This is a genomic window from Akkermansia muciniphila (assembly GCF_040616545.1).
In the GTDB taxonomy this organism is placed as follows: Bacteria; Verrucomicrobiota; Verrucomicrobiia; order Verrucomicrobiales; family Akkermansiaceae; genus Akkermansia; species Akkermansia muciniphila_E.
In genome coordinates, this window is the sequence record NZ_CP156688.1 from 897,833 (window position 1) to 918,021 (window position 20,189).

Consider the following 20,189-nt stretch of genomic DNA (forward strand, 5'->3'; position numbering starts at 1 on the left):
ACAGAGGGCGGGGAGCTGCCCCTCCCACACCCCCCGATGTCGCACAAAGCCACAACGCCAGTCCCCCGTTCCGCCAAGAGGCCGGAACTGCTCCTGCTGGAACGGGAGGCGAGAAAAGAAACCATTGAGCGCAAGGGCAGGAACTACCGTTTCTGGCTCTTCCGGCGCAGGCTGTTCCACATCCTCACCGTTTACACGCTCATCTTCGGCCTCATCGGGGCCATTGTCTTCCTGTGGAAGGACTACATCCTTAAATACGACTGGCTCTCCATTGATACCGTTACGCTGAAAAGCAACGGCATCTTCAACGCGGAGCAGGCCTTCTCCCTCATGGGCGTGGGGCCCGCAGACAACATCTTTGCCATGGACGCCGCAGAGCTGGAACAGCGCCTGCTTAAATGCCCGGCCATCCGCCGGGCGTCCGTCAAACGCCAGATATCCTCTGATCCCACCCTGCTGGTGGACATTGACGCGCGCATCCCCGTGGCATGGATTGACTGCCCGGAGCTCGGCATCCGCCCCGGTGACGCCAGGTACGGCGTTCTGGCGGACAAGGAGGGCGTCATCTTCCCCTGCATGGAGCAGGTCCACCTGCCCTACATCCAGGGCAGGCACATGCCTTCCGTGACCCTCAGGCCGCCCAGCTCCGGCCAGCTCACTTACGGCATCAGCATCCGTGAACTGGAAGCGCCCATGCAGCTTATTGAGCTGCTGTCCGGCAGCGTGACGGAATTCCTGCCCAGCATTGTCTCCATCACCACGCCCAATGACTGGTCTTTCTGCGTGCGCTTTTCCAATGACTGCCAGGCCACTTTCAGCCATTACGGCCTGGAGCACCAGGTGGAAAAACTCTCCAAGGCGCTTCAGCACGCGCGCCAGACGCACCGCAAAATCAGCGCCATCAACCTGATTCCGGAGCATAACATCCCCGTCATCTTTGACGATGCCTACGAGGATATCCCCCTGGCGGAACCTATTGAGGAGTGACGCCCCCGCGCGCTCCTTCCCGATGGCGCGGCCTCACCCGTTCTCCCCCTCCGCGCCCACGGAGAATTCTCCATTTTTCCTCAATCCCCAACGGAGGGAATACCCGGTTTTCACAGGATTTCCCCCATGTCAGAATTCTGTTCTTTCTCAACGGGAAATGAGGCCGTGAAGACCTACTGAGCACTTGCCATCAGGGCCGCGTCAGCTATACTTTCCGCGATATTATGAGTAACGAAACATCTTTATCCCCCGAAGCTGAAAAACTGGCGGCGGCCCGCAAGCGCAACCTTGACCTGGCCCTCTCCCAGATCCAGAAAGACTTCGGTGAAAATGCCATCATGCGTCTTGGCGACAACGCAAAAATGGAAGTGGACGTCATCCCCACCGGCAACCTTCTCATTGACCGCGCGCTGGGCGTGGGCGGCTTCGCCCGCGGCCGCATCGTGGAAATCTACGGACCGGAATCCTCCGGCAAGACCACGCTGACCCTGACGGCCATCGCCCAGGCCCAGAAGGCCGGCGGCCTGGCCGCGTTCATTGACGTGGAACACGCGCTGGACCCCCAGTACGCCGCACGCCTGGGCGTGAACCTGGACGACCTGCTGGTCTCCCAGCCGAGTTCCGGTGAAGAAGCCCTGCAAATCTGCGAAGCCCTGGTGCGCTCCAACTCCATTGACGTCATCGTGCTGGATTCCGTAGCCGCCCTGGTCACCAAGCAGGAGCTGGACGGCGAAATCGGGGACTCCACGGTGGGCGCCCAGGCGCGCCTGATGTCCGCAGCCCTCCGCAAGCTTACCAGCTTCATCTCCAAGGCGCGCACCGTGTGCGTCTTCACCAACCAGATCCGTGAAAAAATCGGCGTCATGTTCGGCAACCCGGAAACCACTCCCGGGGGACGCGCCCTGAAATTCTACGCTTCCGTGCGCGTGGACATCCGCCGCATCGGCCAGATCAAGGCCAGCGACGGAACCGTGGCCGGGAACCGCACCAAGATCAAGGTGGTCAAGAACAAGGTGGCGCCCCCCTTCACGGAATGCGAGTTCGACATCATGTACAATGAAGGCATCTCCTCTGTGGGAAGCCTGCTGGACTTGGCGATGGAATATGACATCATCCAGAAGCGCGGCTCCTGGATCAGCTACAACGGCAGCCAGATTGCCCAGGGCCGGGACGCCGCTAAGGAAGCCCTCAAGTCCAACCCTGACCTGTACAAGGAAATCGAAGAACTGGTCAAGGCCAAGATGGACGAGAAGGCGGCCAAATAATCCGGCTTCTTCCCTTCCCCCCTCATCCAAGGCGGCTTCCGGAAACGGAAGCCGCCTTTTCTCTTTACGGACGCAGGTACAAAAGAATCTTTCACGGGAATTTTTCTCTTGTGCGTCATGAAAAATCCGTTAGTCTGGACGCGATATCGTCCTATGTATCCGACCTCTCGCACATCATTTGCAGCCATGCTTGGCGTTTTGGGCATGTTTCTGCTGACGCTGTCCACGGCCTTCGGATGGAACCCGGAAACCATCAACGGGATACAGTATATACCGATGTCCGAGGTGCGCACCCACTACAAGCTGACCCGTGAGCGTACGGAAGGGCGGCAGAAAGTTTACGAAGTGCCGGAAAAGATCCAGATCCGCATGCAGGCGCACAGCCAGGACATGTTCATGAACAACATGAAGTTCGTGCTTTCCTACCCCGTGGCGGACCATCCCTCCAAGGGGCTGATGGTCTCCAACATGGACCTGCATAAAATCATTGATCCGGTCCTGCGTCCCATTTACATCGCCAACCGCCGCAGCTTCAACACGGTGGTCATTGATCCCGGCCACGGCGGGCACGACAGCGGCACGCGCAACCGCATCAGCCGGGAGGCGGACATCAACCTTTCCGTGGCCAAAAAACTGCGCGACCGCCTCAAGGGGATGGGCTACCAGGTGGTGATGACCCGTGACACGGACAACTTCATCACCCTCCAGGACCGCGTCCGCATCGCCAACAGGCATGACAACGCCATTTTCATCAGCATCCACTTCAATGACGGCGGCTCCTCCGCCCGCGGAGTGGAAACCTTCACGCTGGCTCCCGCGGGGACTTCCTCCTCCATGTCCCGCAACATACGGCAGGACGCGTTGCAGGGCAACGCCCAGGACAGCATGAACATCGCCCTAGCTACCGCCGTGCAGGGGCACATGCTGAAAGGGCCGCTCGCCATCAAGGAAGGCATCTCCATGGTTGACCGCGGCATCAAGCGCGCGCGGTATTCCGTGCTGTGCACCATCAAGCATCCGGCCATCCTGGTGGAAGGCGGCTTCATGTCCAACCCGCAGGAAGCCTTGCTCATCGCCACGGAACGCTACCAGAACTTCATGGCCTCCTCCCTGGCCGCCGCCGTGCGCCAGTACCGCACCGCCCTGGGCCAGCAGGCGCGCAGAACGCGTTAACCCCGGTCTTACCGGGCGTTGCCACCCGCCGTATGAACATCATCCGCATCCCCGGCCTGGCAGACTATCAGGAAACTCTGAAACTCCAGGAACAACTGGTCCGCGCCCACCAGGAAGACCCGGAGTGTGAAGATGACCTGCTCCTGCTGGAACACGCCGGGGTTTACACCATCGGCCGCACGCGGGACCACGCCAGCCTCCACCCCGGTTCCGTGCTCCCGTACCCCATTTATGAAATCAACCGCGGAGGCCAGGCCACCTACCACGGCCCCGGCCAGCTGGTAGGGTACCCCATTACGGACCTGAACCGCCGCGGAAGGGACCTGCACAACTACGTTACGGCCCTGGAAAACGCCCTGATTGAAACCTGCGCCCGGTTCGGCGTGCAGGCACGCATCCGGGAAGGACTGGTGGGCGTGTGGGTGGAGGACCGCAAAATAGCCTCCATCGGCGTGGGGGTGAAAAAATGGATTGCCATGCACGGCTTCGCCTTCAACGTAACCCGTGAATCCCTGCCTCCCTTCCAGGCCATCACCCCCTGCGGCATTCAGGGCGTGCAGATGACCTGCCTGGAAAACGAAATGCCGGACCTTGGTCCGGGGGATGCGCTGCTGACCCGGTTCGGGGATGTTTTCGCAGAACTGTGGAAGGAAAAATTCCACAGGAATTCCAGTGCAGAAGAACGCTGAAAGCCCGCCTTTCCTTGAAGACGGAAATGCGCCAAAGAATGGGAAGGGCCAATTCAGACCATGAAGGCAGAGGAAATGTTCAAAAAAACACTCTTTGTAAGACACAGACCGTGTCAGCAATACGCCCTTGCATCTTGACGCGGTTCCCGAACGGACGGATGCTTATGCCAGCTATGGGGAAAACGCTTTTCCAAAAAATCTGGGACGCTCATTCCGTCGGCACCCTGCCGGACGGAAGAACGCAAATGTTCATCGCTACTCACCTGCTGCATGAAGTCACCTCTCCGCAGGCCTTCGGAATGGTCCGGGACCTGGGCCTTGCCGTGCGCCATCCGGAACGCACCTTTGCCACCGTGGACCACATCATTCCCACGGACAACCAGGAGGAACCGTTCGCGGACGCCACGGCTGACGCCATGATCAAGGAACTGCGCCGGAACTGCGCGGAAAACGGCATCCGCTTTTTTGACCTCCCTACCGGACTCCAGGGCATCGTTCATATGGTGGGCCCGGAACTCGGCATCACCCAGCCGGGCATGACCATTGTGTGCGGTGACTCCCACACGGCCACTCACGGCGCCTTCGGCTCCATTGCCATGGGCATCGGCACAACGCAGGTGCGCGACGTGCTGGCTACGCAGACCATGGCGCTCAGCCCGCTCAAGGTGCGCCGCATCAATGTAAACGGAAAACTGGCCCCCGGCGTGCGCGCCAAGGACGTGGCCCTGCACATCATCGGCCTTCTGGGCGCCAAGGGCGGCCTGGGCTTCGCCTATGAATACGGCGGCAGCGTGATTGACGCCATGAGCATGGACGAACGCATGACCCTCTGCAACATGTCCATTGAAGGCGCTGCCCGCTGCGGTTACGTGAATCCTGACCAGACTACGGTGGACTACATCAAGGGGCGCCTGTTCGCCCCCGCTGGTGTGGACTGGGACAAGGCCGTGGAACGCTGGCTGGGCTTCGCCTCCGATCCGGACGCGGAATACGACGAGATTGTGGAGATTGACGGCGCCGCCATTGAACCGACGGTAACGTGGGGAATTTCCCCGGACCAGAACACGGGCATCAGCGGCAGCACGCCCAGCCCCGCCTCCGCCAAAGATGACGACGAACGCAAGATGATTCATGAAGCGCTGGAATACATGAAATTCCCCGCTGGAATGCCCCTCAAGGGACTGCCGGTGCAGGTGTGCTTTGTAGGCTCCTGCACCAATGGCCGCATCTCCGACTTCAGGGAAGTGGCCGCCCTCATCAAGGGGCGCCATGTGGCGCCCGGCGTCCGGGCGCTGGCCGTTCCCGGCTCCCAGATGACTGCAAAGCAGTGTGAAGAGGAAGGCATTGCGGACATCTTCCGTGAAGCCGGTTTTGAGTGGCGCCTGGCGGGGTGCTCCATGTGCCTGGCCATGAATCCGGACAAGCTCCAGGGGGACCAGCTCTGCGCCAGCTCCTCCAACCGGAATTTCAAGGGACGCCAGGGAAGCCCCACCGGGCGCACCCTGCTGATGAGCCCCGCCATGGTGGCCGCCGCCGCCCTGACCGGGAAAGTCTGTGACGCCCGCGAAGTATTCTCCTTCAATTAACTATCCAGCTTTTACCTATATGTCTCTGACCAAATTCACCTCCATCACCGGCACGTGCGTTCCCGTTCCCGGACCGGACATGGACACGGACCGCATCATTCCCTCCCGCTTCCTCAAGTGCATCACGTTTGACGAGCTGGCGGGGGTCATGTTCTGGGACGAACGTTTTGATGAAAACGGACAGTCCAAATCCCACCCGGTGGACGATCCCCGTTTCAAGGGGGCTTCCATCATCCTGGGTGGCTCCAACTTCGGCTGCGGCTCCTCCCGCGAGCACGCTCCGCAGACCATTAAGCGTTCCGGCGTCAATGCCGTCATCGCGGAATCCTTCGCGGAAATCTTCTTCGGCAACAGCACCGGCATCGGCCTGCCCTGCGTGTGCGCGTCCGCCGCGGACATTGCCGCCCTGGCCCAGTACATCTCCGATCATCCGGAAACGGAAGTGACGATCGACCTCCTGAACATGACAGCCTCCTGGAAGGAAGGTTCCTTCCCCATCCGGATGCCTGCGGAAGCCCGGGAAGCCCTTAGCAGGGGCCGCTGGGATTCCATCGCGGAACTGCTTGTCAACATGGAGGCCGTGGAAAAGAAAAACGCGGAACTGCCCCAGGTAACGGCAGCCTGCTGATCCTGTATTCACCAATCTCCCCCTACCCCTACTCCCTATATGATTTTCAGAATTACAGACTACGTCCACTACGGCACCCTGGACAACCGTGAACGCGGAACCGTCAAACTTACGCTGCAGCTCATGGGGATGTCCCATCCGGTGAACATCACCCTGCAGGGGGATTGTTTGCAGGATCTGGCCGGATGCACGGCGGACTTCAGGAACCCCTCCCCCCAGCGGCTCCCTGCGGAGTTCACCCAGCTCCCGGAAAACATCCGGGGCGTGGCGGGAGACATGACGGCCAGCCGCCGCGTGCCCGCCAAGGGGAAGAAAACCATGGAAAACGCCCTGTACCTGGAATGGTTCACGGACCATCACGACATGGTGCTGCTGGAAAGCACGGCTTTTTCCACCAAGGTATCCCTGCCGGAATGGATGATGGATTCCTGTGAGGAACAGGCCCAGATCATGGCGAGCCAGCAGATGCTGCGCACTCAGGTGAAGGAATGGTCCAGAGCCTACTCCAACAACCAGGAGGACGGCAACCTGCCGGACCACCACTGGGACAAGCGCCTGCGGGAGGCGGAAGCCATCGCCATCGCCTATCAGGAGGTGTTCCAGAAATACAGGCTGAACCCCAGCGGGGACATCCGCCTTGCCTTTGTAATGGGCTGGGACGACGTGCTGGACAACATTGCCCAGTCGGAAGAAACGGGAACCCCGTGCTCCTGCAAAAGCACCGGCATGCTCAGCCTGTTTGACATCCTCAATGAAGAGGAGGCCCAGGAAGTGCAGTCCTGCATGTTCCACCCCCTGTTCCAGCAGGTCATGGAGCTGACGGACCTGTGCCAGCGCAAGTTCAGCAGGGAGATCAGCAAGTCCCAGCGGAACCGTACGGAACCGCCGGAACCCCTGAGCCAGATTTTCTACTGCATCCGCTATATTACCCCGCGCATTCTTTCCTGCCTCCTCCAGGAGAAGGACAACGACGCGGACTACTGCACCATGGCGGCCCGCATGGCCCTGTGCGTGGAACAGACGCGCCAGACCGTCGGCATTCTGGACAACCGCGGCAGCCAGGTGGACGGCGAGGTGACGGAACGCTTCTCCTCCCTGCTGGAGGAGGTCAACTCCTTCCAGGAAAGCCTGGCCACCCAAAGCCGGAAGAGCAATTTGTAAACACCGGCCCCTTTCTTAACAGCATTATCCTCAACCGCTGACCACCATGTACTCCCATACCTGCTTCCAAGGGCTGTGCGCAGTCCTCGCCGCCGCCGCTCTTTCCCATGCGGATGAACCGGCCGTTTCCCTCTCAGACTTCGGCGTGGACAAGGTCATGTCCGGCCCTGTCCTTTCCATTAACGATCAGTACAAGGGAGTCGTTAAAATTGAAGTGGACTCCCTGACGCCGGATTACGCCACGCCGTGGGACACGGGCCGCTACCAGGGCGGCATCGGCACCGGCTTCCTGATCGGGGAAAACGCCTTCATGACGAACGCCCACGTGGTCAGTAACGCGGAACGCATTTACATCTCCATGTACGGGGACTCCCGCAAGATTCCCGCCAGGGTCAAATTCATTGCCCATGACGCGGACCTGGCCCTGCTGGAGGCAGAGGACCCCAAGCCCTTCAAGGGCATCAAGCCCTTTGAATTCAGTAAAAGCCTGCCCCATCTGGAAGATGAAGTGCGGGTGATCGGCTACCCCATCGGCGGGAACAGGCTTTCCGTCACGCGCGGCGTGGTCTCCCGCATTGACTTCACCACGTACGCCCATCCCCGGAACACGGAGCACCTGACCATCCAGGTGGACGCCGCCATCAACCCGGGCAACAGCGGCGGCCCTGCCCTGATGGGGAACAAAGTCATCGGCGTGGCCTTCCAGGGCCTGAACAACGCCAACAATACGGGATACGTGATTCCCACGCCCGTCATCCGCCACTTTCTGGAAGACATCAAGGACGGCGTCTATGACGGCTATGTGGACATGGGCATCCAGGCCGCACCCATCCTGAATCCCGCCATGCGCAAGGCGTTCGGCCTGCCGGACGACGAAAAGGGCGTCCTGATCGGCAAGGTGCTCAAGGGCTCCTCCGCAGACGGCGTGCTGCGCAACGGAGACCTGCTGATGAAGGTGGACGGGTACGACGTGGACAGCTCCGCCATGATTGAGCTGGACGGCCAGAAAATCAGCATGAAAGAGCTCATTGAACGCTGTTTCAAGGATGACCGGCTCCCGCTGGACATCATCCGGGACGGCAAGCCCATGAAAGTGGACATGGTGATGAAACCCTCTCTTTCCAAGGATCTGCTGATGGCTGAATACGATAAAATGCCCCGTTACGTCGTCTTTGGCGGCCTGGTATTCCAGCCCATCCAGCGCAACGTGCTGGCGGCGGCGGACATCTCCCTGCTGGACGTGGCCCTGGACATCAGGGATTACCAGGAAGACGGGGGCTGCGTGGACCATGAAGACATGGTGATTATTACCAAGGTGCTGGACGATGAAGTGAACGCCCGCCTGTCCGGCTCCATCTCCAACGCCATTGTGGAAAAAATCAACGGCGTGAAGGTCAAGGGCCTCACCCACGCCTACGAGCTGCTTTACCCGAAGAACATGCCGGAATACGTGGTCATTGAACTGAAAGACGGGGAACGCCCCCTGGTCTTTGAAGGCAGGGCCATGGAGGCGGCCAACAAGCGCATCTCCAAAACCTACAACATTCCGAAAAATGCCCGCCTGGACAGCGCCATTCCCGGCCGTCAGCCTGAAAGGAACACCACTCCCGCCCGTTAACCGCCATGAAAATTCTTTCCCTTTTCTCCCTTGCTTCCCTGATTCTCCTCAGCGGCTGCCAGCCGCGCGAAGACAGCCGCCCGGCCCCCGCGCCGCAGCCTGGACAGCAGCCGGAATCCCCTCAGGAACAGCCGGAGGAAGCGCCTGCACCGGCCAGTCTCCCCTCCCCCACCAACTCCATGGTGGGCATTAACGCCACCAACCAGGGCTATGCCATGGTCCAGCCATGGAGCAAGGAAAACCCGGCGTACAGCCAGGGCTTCGGCATCTACCTGGGGGACGGCGACATCCTGACGGCGGCCAACATCGTTTATTCCGCCAGTTTTGTGGAGGTGACCTCCGCGGACGGCTCCCAGACGGTTCCCGTGACCGTGACCGCCTTTGACCCGGAGGCCAATCTTGCCCTGCTGCGCCTGAAAAATGAAAAGGACGCCCCATTCCTGGACAAGCTGGTACCCGTTACGCTGGGGAGCGCCCCCCGCCTGGGGGACAAGGTGGCCTTCTGGCAGTTCAATGACGACGGCCTTCCCATCACCACCTCCGGCACCCTTCTGGCTACGGAAAGCGCCAGCCCCTTCACAAACAGCGAACCCTTTGTCCTGTACAATGTCAAATCCTCCGTCACGCCCCTGAAGGGCGGCGCGGGCAACCCCATCATGAGGGACAATGAACTGGTGGCGCTCAGCGCCAGCTGCGACCCCTCCGCCCAGAAGGCGCTGGCCGTCACCCAGACCATGATTTCCCGCTTCCTCAAGCAGGCCCGGTCCGGCAACTACACCGGCTTCCCGGCGGACGGCACCCAGGTTACGGAACTGACGGACCCCGTTTTCCGCAAATTCCTGGGCCTTCCTGAAACCGGAGGCGGTTTTTACGTGGTGAAGCTGCCCGTCTACGGTTCATTCTACAAAGCCGGGGTCCGCCCCGGAGACGTGGTGGAAAGCGTCAACGGCATCCCGCTGGACAGCAAGGGACTGATCAAGGACCCCGCGCTGGGGCCCGTCTCCGCCAATGTCCTGTTCCGTGATTCCGCCATGCCGGGGGACACCATCACGCTGGGCATCCGCCGCAAGGACAAGGACGGCGTCAGCCAGCCCATGACCCTGGACGTCAAGCTGGACCGCAGCGCCCTGGACGGCGACCTGGTCAATCCGGCCCCCTTCGTCTCCAATCCCCCCTACCGCATTTACGGCGGCCTGGTCTTCGTTCCCCTGACCGGGGCCCTGATAGGGGAAATCAACAAGCTCAGCAAGAACCGTCCCCCTCTCAACCTGGTGGAAGCCATTCAGAAGAAAGAGGACATCCGGAAAAAGGGCGTGGATGAAATCGTGGTCTTCCTGATGGCGCTGCCCACCCAGGCCACGCTGGGCTATGCCCAGATGAGCCCCTCCATTGTGGAAAAAGTGAATGGCGTGCAGGTGAAAAGCCTCAAGCACCTCAACCAGCTTCTGGACCTGCCCGCTCCCGGCGGCACGCACCGCATTGAGGTGACCCAGCAGCCGTACACCATGTACATGTCCCAGAAGGAGGCCGCCAAGGCGGACCGCTTCATCCAGATGAGGGCCGTGCCCGTACTCCGCAGGGATTAGGCCCCGCAGCGTTCCGCCATTCCATTGCATCCATTCTGAAATGTCCCTCCATACGCTGAACATCCGTCTGGATTTTCCCTACAGGACAGGCTTCACCCATGGGGCCTTCCATCCGGAAAACGGCGCGCTGTCCAGCCTAATGGAGCAGAGGCCCGGAGGCCGCATCCTCGTGCTGATGGAAGAAGGGCTGGAACGGTTTTACCCGGAACTCCCCGCGGAGATTGACCGTTATTTTGAGAAAAACGCCGGGGAACTGGCCTATGCAGGTTGCCGTCCTGTTCCGGGAGGGGAGGCGGCCAAAACCACCTTCGCCGCCTGGGAAACGGCCCTGCGCCACATTGTGGAAGCGGGCATTGACCGCCATTCCTACATCATTGCCGTGGGCGGCGGGGCGTTTCTGGACGTAGCGGGCTTTGCCGCCGCCACGGCCCACCGCGGCATCCGCCTGCTGCGCGTGCCCACCACCACCCTCTCCCAGGCGGACTCCGGCGTGGGCGTTAAAAACGGCATCAACTTCATGGGGCAGAAAAACTACCTGGGCACCTTCGCCGTGGCGTGGGCCACGCTCAATGATTTCCTGTTCCTGCATTCCCAGCCCCTTGCCCTGAAGAGGGCCGGACTGGCGGAAGTGGTGAAAGTGGCCGTGGTGAAAGACGCCGCCTTCTTTAACTGGCTGGAAGGGAACGCCCCCGCGCTGGCCGCCTGCGAACGGGATGCGCTGGAATACGCCGTGGAACATTCCGCCCTGCTGCACGCCTCCCACATCGCCCGCGGGGGGGACGCCTTTGAACTGGGGTCCAGCCGCCCCCTGGACTTCGGGCATTGGGCGGCCCATTACATGGAAACCATGTCCGGCTACACGCTGGGCCATGCGGAAGCCGTCTCCGTGGGTATGTGCCTGGACATTCTCTACTCCGTCAAAAAGGGATGGCTGGCTGCCGGAGAAGCGGAAAGAATCATCTCCGTGCTGAAAGCCCTGGAACTGCCCGTATTTCATCCCCTGCTCTCCCGCAGGACGGAGGATGGGCGGTGCGAAGTCCTGAAGGGCCTGGAGGCCTTCCGCGAGCATCTGGGCGGCCATTTGACCATCCTGATGCTCACCGGCATAGGCCGGGGAAAGGATGTCCATGAAATAGACGCCGCCCTGATGGAGGAATGCATCCGGGAAATGGAGAAAGCCGCCCGCTGTTACAACTAAGGGAGCGTGAACCCTGGACGCCTCCTTTATTTGGCGTTCAGGTAATCCAGGATCATTTGAACCTCGGTCTTGATTCCGTTGGAAATCGCGCCGTCGTCCGCCTTGAAGCCGGGATTATGGTTGGCGGGACCGTCCCCGGAACCCACGGTGATGAAATAGGTGGGGGCCACCTGCGCATAATAGGAAAAATCCTCGCTGGCCGGAATTCTGGGAGCGTCAAAAACGTTCTTCTCCCCTACCGCCTCAATGGCCGCCTTCTTCACCAGTTCACGCAATGCGGCGTCATTCTGGATGGACGGATAACCCAGGACGTAATCCAGCTTGTACTGTGCTCCGTTTGCCTTGCATATGTGGTCAATGATGATCCGGATGCGTTCCTCCAGCAATTTGCGGGTTTCCGGCGTCACGGAGCGGATGGAGGCCCCCAGCTCCGCCTTGTCCGGAATGACGTTGGGAGCGTTGCCGGACTGGAACTTGCCCACGGTCACCACGGCCATGTCTCCGGGCGTGGCGCTGCGTGAAACAACCGTTTGCAGCGCCATGACGATTTCAGACCCCGTAACGATGGGGTCCACGCCCATCTGCGGCATGGAGCCATGGGAACCTTTTCCCTGGATGGTCAGGAAAAAACCGTCTGAGGCGGAGGAAGCGGCCCCTGCCGGCAAAATGCCGATGGAGCCCGCGGGAGCATTGGGCATCACATGCGCGCCAAAGATGGCGTCCACGCCCTTGAGCGCTCCGCTCTTGATGATCGGGAGGGCGCCGCCGGGCGACTTTTCCTCACCGGGCTGGAAAATGAAATAGACCGTGCCGGGCAGCTCCTTCTGCATGGAGGCCAGAACCCTGGCCGTCCCCAGCAACATGGCCGTGTGCATGTCATGCCCGCAGGCATGGCTTACGCCCGGCGTTTTGCTGACAAAGGAAAATCCTGTCTCCTCCTGCACGGGAAGCGCATCCATGTCCGCCCGGAACCCGACGGTCTTCCCGGGTTTTCCGCCGCGCAGAATGCCGATCACGGAGGTCTTTGTAGGCCGCAGGACTTCAATGTGTCCGAACGAGGCAAGCAGGTCCGCCACATAATTGCTCGTCTTGTATTCTTCAAAAGACAATTCCGGGTTCTGGTGAATGTGGTGCCTCCACTCCACGGCGTCCCTGGCGGCGCTCTGCACCTCCGGTTGCTGCGCCATGGCCGAAACAACCTGAAAGAAAATTGCCAGCAAGGTTAAAAATAATATTCTCATGTTTGCAAATCTGGAAGGACTGTTCTTATTCAGACAACGCACAATGACTTTTATTCCATAAAATTGTGCCATCATTTCATAATTTTTCAAAGGTCAAACATGATCCCTGCCAATAGTTTCCGTAAAATCAAGCCAATCACTCCTGGCAGGTTTTTCATCTTAGGATTTTTTAAAATTAAGTATAACTTATTGGATTTATTTACATGTTGATCTCATAATAGATAAGAAAAAGTATGGGAGAGTTTGGAGATAAAAATCCTGGATTTCTTTTATCATAAGCAAAAAATAACTATGAAATGCATGTTATCCGCACTCTAGAGTACACTGGAAACAACAAAAAACCTAAAAATGACATCACCATTTTCGCCTGGGCTGACAATACCGGAGGAGGCATTAAATACTCATTCCAAACACGAATTTCATCTACGTTCTATTTAAAGTCTCTGAAAATAAACCAAAATCCCTCTGGTATTAATCAATTTCTGGAGGGCTTCTCCGAAAGGCATTCCTTTTTATGACTGCATTCAGTGATACAGAAATAAATCCGAGGAACAACTGTTCCATGATGCTTCTCATCCTTTTACCATAACGTTCGCGGCGTGTTTACACTGGTAATTCTTGTTCTCATGGTAGGGGTAACCATTGAACAAACATCATTTCATTACCATGAACAACACTTTCAATATCGGTGCCATGGACACCGTCTACCCCTTCATTCCCATGTATCCCAACGGCCAGCCCCAGGGCAACTTCCTGGTCAACGGCATCACCGCTCCCGTTCTCGTTCCCAAACGGACCGCTTCCTCCCCCACCCGCCACGAATGGTTCGGATACCTCAAGGTCATGGCTCCCGCCACCTGTTTTCTCCACCTGCATGCCCGCTCCTCCATTTCCCTTTCCATCCCCGCCAAGGAGCTGGAACTTGCCACGGAGGCCGGCTCTTCCACCCCTCTCTGCCGCCAGCTTCATTTCGAACAGGGCTATTACTGGTGCCACATCGTCCATCAATACCAGCCTTCCTTGGGGTCGGAAGAAGAGTTCTGCATTGCCTTAATGTGCGACAAGGAAGGAGAGCCCGACCTGGACTATTATCTTTCAGAGGAGACGATGCCTCCCGGCAAGCAAGGAGAAACCGTGCTGACGCTGGTCAACCTGTACCAGGAAGAGGAGGAAGGGGACTCGTCTAGCAGTTCCTCGGCAGGGGGAGGAGATTCCTTTGAGTTTGACCCCAAGTCAAGCAGCAGTTCGAGTTCTTCTTCCAGCAGCAGTTCGTCTTCCTCCTCGTCGAGTTCATCCAGTTTTTCCGGCAGCAGTCCCTCTACAGATTCGTCTTCATCCAGTTCCAGCTCGTCTTTATCCAGCAGCTCCAGCTCTTCTTCATCTTCCTCCAGCAGCTGGTCGTCTTCCAGTTTCCACAGCAGTTCCTTGGTGCCTGAGACACCAACTTCCTCCAGCAGCGCTCCGTCTTCCAGCTCTTCCTCGAGCAGTTCCAGCAGTTCTTCTTCCAGTTCGTCGTCCTCCAGCAGTTCGAGTTCCTCAAGCAGCTCCTCCTCGTCAAGCAGTTCTTCCTGGTCCTCGTCAAGTTCATCGAGTTCTTCGAGCTCCAGTTCCTCTTCCTCCAGCAGTTCCAGTTCCCTCTCTTCTTCCTCCAGCGAACCGGAGGAAGGAGGTTGTCCATGCCCCTGTTCCTGTGATTGTGACGAAGACATCGAACAGTCCGATTGCAGCAAAAACACTTCCCATTTCTTCGGCGGCTATCCGGACGGGGCCGACGACTGCGAAGGATTGCTTGAAGTGGGCGAGGGCGGTTCCGAAGGAGGCAATCCCACGCTTCCACGCACCCTTGCCGAACCTTCCTCCCCATGTCCCATCACTCTGCGCTACAAGCATCCCCTCGAATGGACCGCATCCTGCAATCCAGCAACCGGACAGATCTCCATCAAACGCCCCACGGGCAGTTCCATCTCCTTCCAGAGTTCTGACGGCCATGCCGGAGCCTCCGTCTCCGGAAGTTCGCGCAAGTTGAACTACAAGGTTCAGAAGCTGAATGCCGACAAGTCTCCCTGTACCGGCGGCTCTCCCGCCTATCTGGACATGGTCCAGAGTAGCGGGCGCACCCTGCGCTTCTCGGCAGCCACCGGAAAGGTCGTCTCCATGGTCTCCGCCTCCGGCGTGGAAACCACGGCGGAAGATTATTCCCGGCAGATGAAGGTGAACCGCCATCCTTCCACGGGAGCTATCGAGAGCATTTGGTCCAAGTCCCAGGGTCTGCTGCAGGCGGTTCCGGAAGGCAGCAAGCTTACCCTGGAATGGTATGCTCCCTGCCAGGTGAGCAAGAATGCGCGCGGCTTTGCCGGCACGGGAACTCCCTACAAGACGGCCGTCTATGAACTGAGCTCCGACCAGGGCGTGCAGGTGATGAACATCACCGAGCAGAGGGAAGGAATGCCTGTCTTCCGGACGCAGCGAAGAACGGAAGGCAACAAGGTGACGACCATTCAGGGAGAGGGAGACGAGCGCACCGTGCGCATGGTGGAGAAAAACGTTCTGCCTGGAGGCAAATGGGAAATGATTGAGAGCTTGCGCGGCATCAACGATGAAACGCCCGCCTCCTGTACCCGGACAGTGAAGAAGTACACCGACGGCGGCTGGCTGACCATCAGCAGCACCGAGGGATACAACACGTCTCTGGCCCAAACCACGCTCTATACCTATAACGACCAGTTCCGGGTGTCCCTGGAGATCAAGCCCGACGGCGGTTACACGCGCTACGAATATGATGACCGGGGCCGGGTGGTGCTCTCCGCTGCTCCCTGGGCCGGAGGCGGGGAGAGAGGGACGCGCACCACTTACGCCGACCTGCGCTTCAATGACTTCAGGCCTGCCACGAAAACCGAAGTAATTATTGCTGAGGATGGGACGGAAACGGAACTTGGCAAGCGCACTTACACGTATGAAGACAGCCCGCAAGTCAGCCGCACGGTCTTGACGGAAACCGCACTGGGCTCCGACCAGGTCCATACGAGTGTAGAAGAGACTTATGGGGAAGCTGTCGAATATCCCTACGCCCGGGGCAGGCGGAAGATGAGCCAGGGCATCAATGGCGTCCAGAGGGTCTACACCTATGAAGCAGCCGCGGAATACGGGGCCATTCACCAGGTGACGGAGACCGTGCAGGCCAACGGAAGCATCGTTCCCGGACAAAGCACCAGGAACGTAGAGTACATTGCTGAAAACGGCACCACCAGGAAAGAACAATACGTTCACACCGGAGAAGGCTGGTCGCTGATTGCCTCGGAGGACTATGAATACGACGATGAGCAGAGGCTCGTCAAGACGACGAAGGGCAACGGCAGAACCATAACGACGGAATGGATGTGCTGCGGTCCGCTCAGGGAAACCGATGAAGACGGGGTGGTGATCAGCTACGGCTACAACACGGCCAGGCAGCTGGTGGAAACTATTCGGGCAGCGACGGAAACCACGCCTGAAACGATTACCTCCTACACAAAGGATGCGGTGGGAAGGACGATTGCCACGCGCCGCGACGTGGGTCCCATGACGACGGTGGAGAGTACAGAGTACGACGATCTGGGACGAGTAGTTTCCTCTACGGATATACTTGGCCGAGTGACACGAACGGAATACAGCGAGGACCGCCTTACAACAACCATCACTACTCCTTCGGGAGCCACTCTGGTCACTCAAACCCATTACGACGGCACCGTCGTTCTGGAGGGAGGAACCGGCCAGCGAGAGATGGAGACCCGGCTGGAGCTGACAGAAGAAGGCATACTGACCACAACTTTGTCCAAAGGAGTCATTCTCTCACGCAATCTGGAAAACGGCTTTGGCCAAACCATCCGGCAGGAACAGCCCAATACGAAGGGGGGATTCGTAACAACCAGGAATACCTACAATGAGAAAGGACTGCTCGTACACACCCAAAAGGAAGATTTGGCACCCACTGTCACCGTCTACAATGAACTGGGGCAAGCCGTAAGACGAACTGTTCTATTGGACACTCTCCATTCGGAGGATACTTCAAAAAACAGGATATCGGAAACCTCATCCTGCTTCCGGGTTCGGGAGGACGGCGTCTACCAGGTGCAGGCTTCTACGACCTATAATGCCGACGGCCTCCCTCTCACCCAGACCACAGAGAATATGGTTTCTCAGCTCAATCCGCTGTTGGAAAACAAATCCATCACCACAGACGTCTACGGACAGCAGAGCGTGCAATGGACGGAGTATACTGCACCAACCAAGCACACTCAGTTCAGCCGGATTCCAACTTCGGAGATCACAGCTGAATCACTGGTGGTGGACGGTTTTGAGATCAGCCAGACGAACCATGCGGGCATTCATTCCTCGCAGCAACGTTCCTGCACCTCTATCGGAATGATCTTCAAGCAGGCCGATGTCAGAGGTAATGTCACTACCATCGAAACCGATCTAGCCGGACGAACCATTAAAATAACAGATGCAGAAGGTAATATTACTGTTGCCGACTATCGCCCTTGCTGTGATGCCTTCTCCCGCATCACTAATACCTTGGGGAATACTATTTGCTATTCTTACGACATCCGAGGCAGAAAGACAGCCGAGTACGGCACCGCCGTCCAGCCCGTATGCTTCGCCTACGATGAAGCCGACCGTATGGTTACCTTGACTACCTTCCGCGCAGATGAAGAGAATATCACAACCGATCCTTCCAACCGAACCGACGGAGACACCACCGCGTGGCTCTATGACGAAGCTACCGGGTTGGAATTGAAAAAGACCTATGCCGACGGCTCCCGCATCTCCAAAACCTACGACGCTCTCAACCATCTGGAGGCATTGACCAAAGCACGAGGCGTTGTGACAACATATACATATGCTCCTCTCACCGGAGAACTTGTCTCCGTCTTCCACAGTGATGATACGCCAGGATGGGAGTTCACCTACAACCAGCTTGGACAGATGACCTACGTCCGGGACGCCTCCGGCATCAGAGAATTTTCTTATGATGCCTATGGAAGAACGCAACAGGACACTTCCTTTGGAACCGTGGAAAGCTGCCTCCAGGAAGAATACGATGCCTTTGGACGTTCAGCCGGCGGCTGCCTGATGGTCGGAACACGCACCGTGCAACACTCCCACCTTGACTATAACTCCAAAGGTGCCATGATAGGAATGAATGTAGAAGGGCTGGAGACTCCCTTTATCTGGGAGTACGATCAAACCAGCGGCTTCCTCAACCATCTCACTTACCCCAACGGCATGGTCCGCAATAACGCATACCACCCCAAGCTCAACCTCGTAACCGCCGTCGGTTACAGGAAGGGAGAGGAGGATGAATTGGCAACCTGCCATGAATACGACTATGATGGTCTGCTGCGTCCCATTCAGCGACGAGACTCCTGGGATAGCAGTACTACTCCAGTGGTAAGAGATTTTACTTACAATGGGCGTAGCGAGCTGGTGAAAGACCGTATCAGCCGGGGAGGAAGCTTCAACTATCAATACGACAACATCGGCAACCGAAAGACCGCCCAGGAACTGGAGAAGGAAATAGCCTACGAATCCAACCCGCTCAACCAGTACGCGGATATTACCGGGGGAGAAGAAGATTTTAAGCCTGTCTACGATGCCGACGGCAACCAAACCACGATCAAGACCTCAACGGGCATCTGGGAAGTGTCCTACGATGCCAACGACCGCCCTGTCGTTTTTACCAGCCAGGATGGACGGACTACCATCACTTGCGGCTATGACTTCCGGGGACGGCGCTTTGAGAAGAAGGTCTCCGTCAATGAGGCAGTATCCAGCCATTCCTGGTTCCTGTACCGGAGCTATTTGCAGGTAGCCGAACTGGACTTGAGGCATCCTGAACCTGTGCTTGTAAAGAGCTATCTGTGGGATCCGACGGAACCCATGGCCACTCGCATCCTGATGATGACATGCTGGCAAGAAAACGAAATGAAAGTAAAAGAGCATTTCTACTTCATGCACGATGCATTGAAGAACGTCACCTGTATCTTCGACGGGCAGCAGAAGCAGAAAACACTCTACGAGTATGCACCTTTCGGAGGCCTGCTCACTGCTAAAGGGGACATGGCTCATGAAAACAAATTTAGGTTTTCCTGCGAGTTCACAGACGACGAACTGGGGCTTGTGTATTACAATTACCGCCATCTTAACTCCTCGGACGGCAGATGGATTAACCGTGATCCTATTTTAGAAAAGGGAGGGATTAACTTATATAGATTTGTTCGAAACGAGATTACTAAAAAAATTGATTTCTTGGGCCTGTATACACTAATTAATGCTCGTAAATCCACTGGATATCAGCGTGCCACCGCGTACAGGCCTTTCCACGCAGTTAAATATTCGGATAATTATGAAGGAGAAATAGGAGAATGTCCGAAATGTCAATGTGCATTTATATGGATACATGGATATAATGTTTCACTGGCAGACGCAAAGAAGAGTTTTGAAGCTGTTGAAAAATCTTATAAAGATGCTAAAGGAAAATGCGATGTATATGGATTTGCCTGGAATGGAAATCCAGGAGTTATTCATTTTCAGGAAGCGACTATAGCAGCCCGATATGTAGGCAAAGGTGCATTTTCTAAATTTATTCGTGACTTAAGATCGAAATGTCCCAAGACAAAAATTCATATAGGTACCCATAGTCTGGGTGCCGCTGTAGCCTTGAAAGCATTGGCAAATGGAGAAGGAGTAAGTGGAATAGGAAATGTTGTATTGACAAATCCTGCAGTTGATAATGAATCTTTGGAATATGGAAAAGAATTTGGAGAAGCTCCAAAATATTCAGAATCCATAACTATAGCAATTAGCCAAGAAGATGATGTTCTTGAATTTCTATATTCTGCGTCATCTTTTGATACTGCTCTCGGAGAAAATGGACCAGAGCATGCGGATAGAGTACCGACCAATGTGCATACTAATGATTATACAAATGATTTTGACGATGACCATAGCGCAGTATATGATCCTGAAAAAAATCAAAAATATTTTGAAGATGTTGCTGAAATCATCAAATAAAACC

General features: G+C 57.2%; 14 protein-coding genes. 11 read left to right on the top strand and 3 right to left on the bottom strand.

Annotated elements, in window-relative coordinates; genetic code table 11:
- The first annotated feature begins 36 nt into the window (after positions 1-36).
- From ABGM91_RS03685 to ABGM91_RS03730, 10 genes are all read left to right on the top strand, one after another.
- Positions 37-987 (top strand): FtsQ-type POTRA domain-containing protein, encoded by a 951-nt coding sequence (locus tag ABGM91_RS03685; RefSeq protein ID WP_215426937.1) that lies wholly within the window; start codon positions 37-39, stop codon positions 985-987.
- 224 nt (positions 988-1,211) lie between these two features.
- Complete coding sequence (gene recA / locus ABGM91_RS03690; protein ID WP_215426936.1) at positions 1,212-2,252, top strand: recombinase RecA; 1,041 nt, start codon at positions 1,212-1,214, stop codon at positions 2,250-2,252.
- 186 nt (positions 2,253-2,438) lie between these two features.
- Positions 2,439-3,425 (top strand): N-acetylmuramoyl-L-alanine amidase, encoded by a 987-nt coding sequence (locus tag ABGM91_RS03695; protein ID WP_180972324.1) that lies wholly within the window; start codon positions 2,439-2,441, stop codon positions 3,423-3,425.
- A 32-nt stretch (positions 3,426-3,457) separates the two neighbouring features.
- Entirely contained in the window at positions 3,458-4,114 is a 657-nt protein-coding gene (gene lipB, locus ABGM91_RS03700; RefSeq protein WP_354833780.1) for a lipoyl(octanoyl) transferase LipB, read from the top strand.
- Positions 4,115-4,287: 173 nt separating this feature from the next.
- Entirely contained in the window at positions 4,288-5,700 is a 1,413-nt protein-coding gene (gene leuC, locus ABGM91_RS03705; RefSeq protein ID WP_354834797.1) for a 3-isopropylmalate dehydratase large subunit, read from the top strand.
- Positions 5,701-5,719: 19 nt separating this feature from the next.
- On the top strand, positions 5,720-6,328 hold the full coding sequence (locus tag ABGM91_RS03710; protein ID WP_215426933.1) for a 3-isopropylmalate dehydratase small subunit: 609 nt from the start codon (positions 5,720-5,722) through the stop codon (positions 6,326-6,328).
- Between the two features lie 39 nt (positions 6,329-6,367).
- Positions 6,368-7,489, top strand: a complete 1,122-nt coding sequence (locus tag ABGM91_RS03715) for a hypothetical protein (protein WP_354833782.1) — start codon at positions 6,368-6,370, stop codon at positions 7,487-7,489.
- A gap of 46 nt (positions 7,490-7,535) precedes the next feature.
- A complete protein-coding gene (locus tag ABGM91_RS03720) occupies positions 7,536-9,107 on the top strand; it encodes a trypsin-like peptidase domain-containing protein (RefSeq protein ID WP_354833784.1) in 1,572 nt (523 codons plus the stop codon).
- Between the two features lie 5 nt (positions 9,108-9,112).
- The gene (locus ABGM91_RS03725; RefSeq protein WP_354833786.1) at positions 9,113-10,693 is read left to right on the top strand and encodes a trypsin-like peptidase domain-containing protein; all 1,581 of its coding nucleotides are present in this window, start codon (positions 9,113-9,115) and stop codon (positions 10,691-10,693) included.
- 40 nt (positions 10,694-10,733) lie between these two features.
- Positions 10,734-11,891, top strand: coding sequence for a 3-dehydroquinate synthase (locus tag ABGM91_RS03730; protein ID WP_354833788.1), 1,158 nt, complete (start codon positions 10,734-10,736; stop codon positions 11,889-11,891).
- 26 nt (positions 11,892-11,917) lie between these two features.
- Here the strand turns inward: ABGM91_RS03730 and ABGM91_RS03735 are convergent, their stop codons facing one another.
- From ABGM91_RS03735 to ABGM91_RS03745, 3 genes are all read right to left on the bottom strand, one after another.
- Entirely contained in the window at positions 11,918-13,078 is a 1,161-nt protein-coding gene (locus ABGM91_RS03735; RefSeq protein WP_354833790.1) for an amidohydrolase, read from the bottom strand.
- A 678-nt stretch (positions 13,079-13,756) separates the two neighbouring features.
- Positions 13,757-14,137: a hypothetical protein gene (locus ABGM91_RS03740; RefSeq protein WP_354833792.1), complete on the bottom strand. Its 381-nt coding sequence runs from the start codon at positions 14,135-14,137 to the stop codon at positions 13,757-13,759.
- Positions 14,138-14,220: 83 nt separating this feature from the next.
- Positions 14,221-14,841 (bottom strand): hypothetical protein, encoded by a 621-nt coding sequence (locus ABGM91_RS03745; protein ID WP_354833794.1) that lies wholly within the window; start codon positions 14,839-14,841, stop codon positions 14,221-14,223.
- 385 nt (positions 14,842-15,226) lie between these two features.
- Between ABGM91_RS03745 and ABGM91_RS03750 the strand changes: the two genes are divergently transcribed.
- Positions 15,227-20,185 carry an RHS repeat-associated core domain-containing protein gene (locus tag ABGM91_RS03750; RefSeq protein WP_354833796.1) on the top strand — a complete coding sequence of 1,653 codons (4,959 nt, stop codon included), beginning with the start codon at positions 15,227-15,229 and terminating at the stop codon, positions 20,183-20,185.
- Positions 20,186-20,189 lie beyond the last annotated feature (4 nt).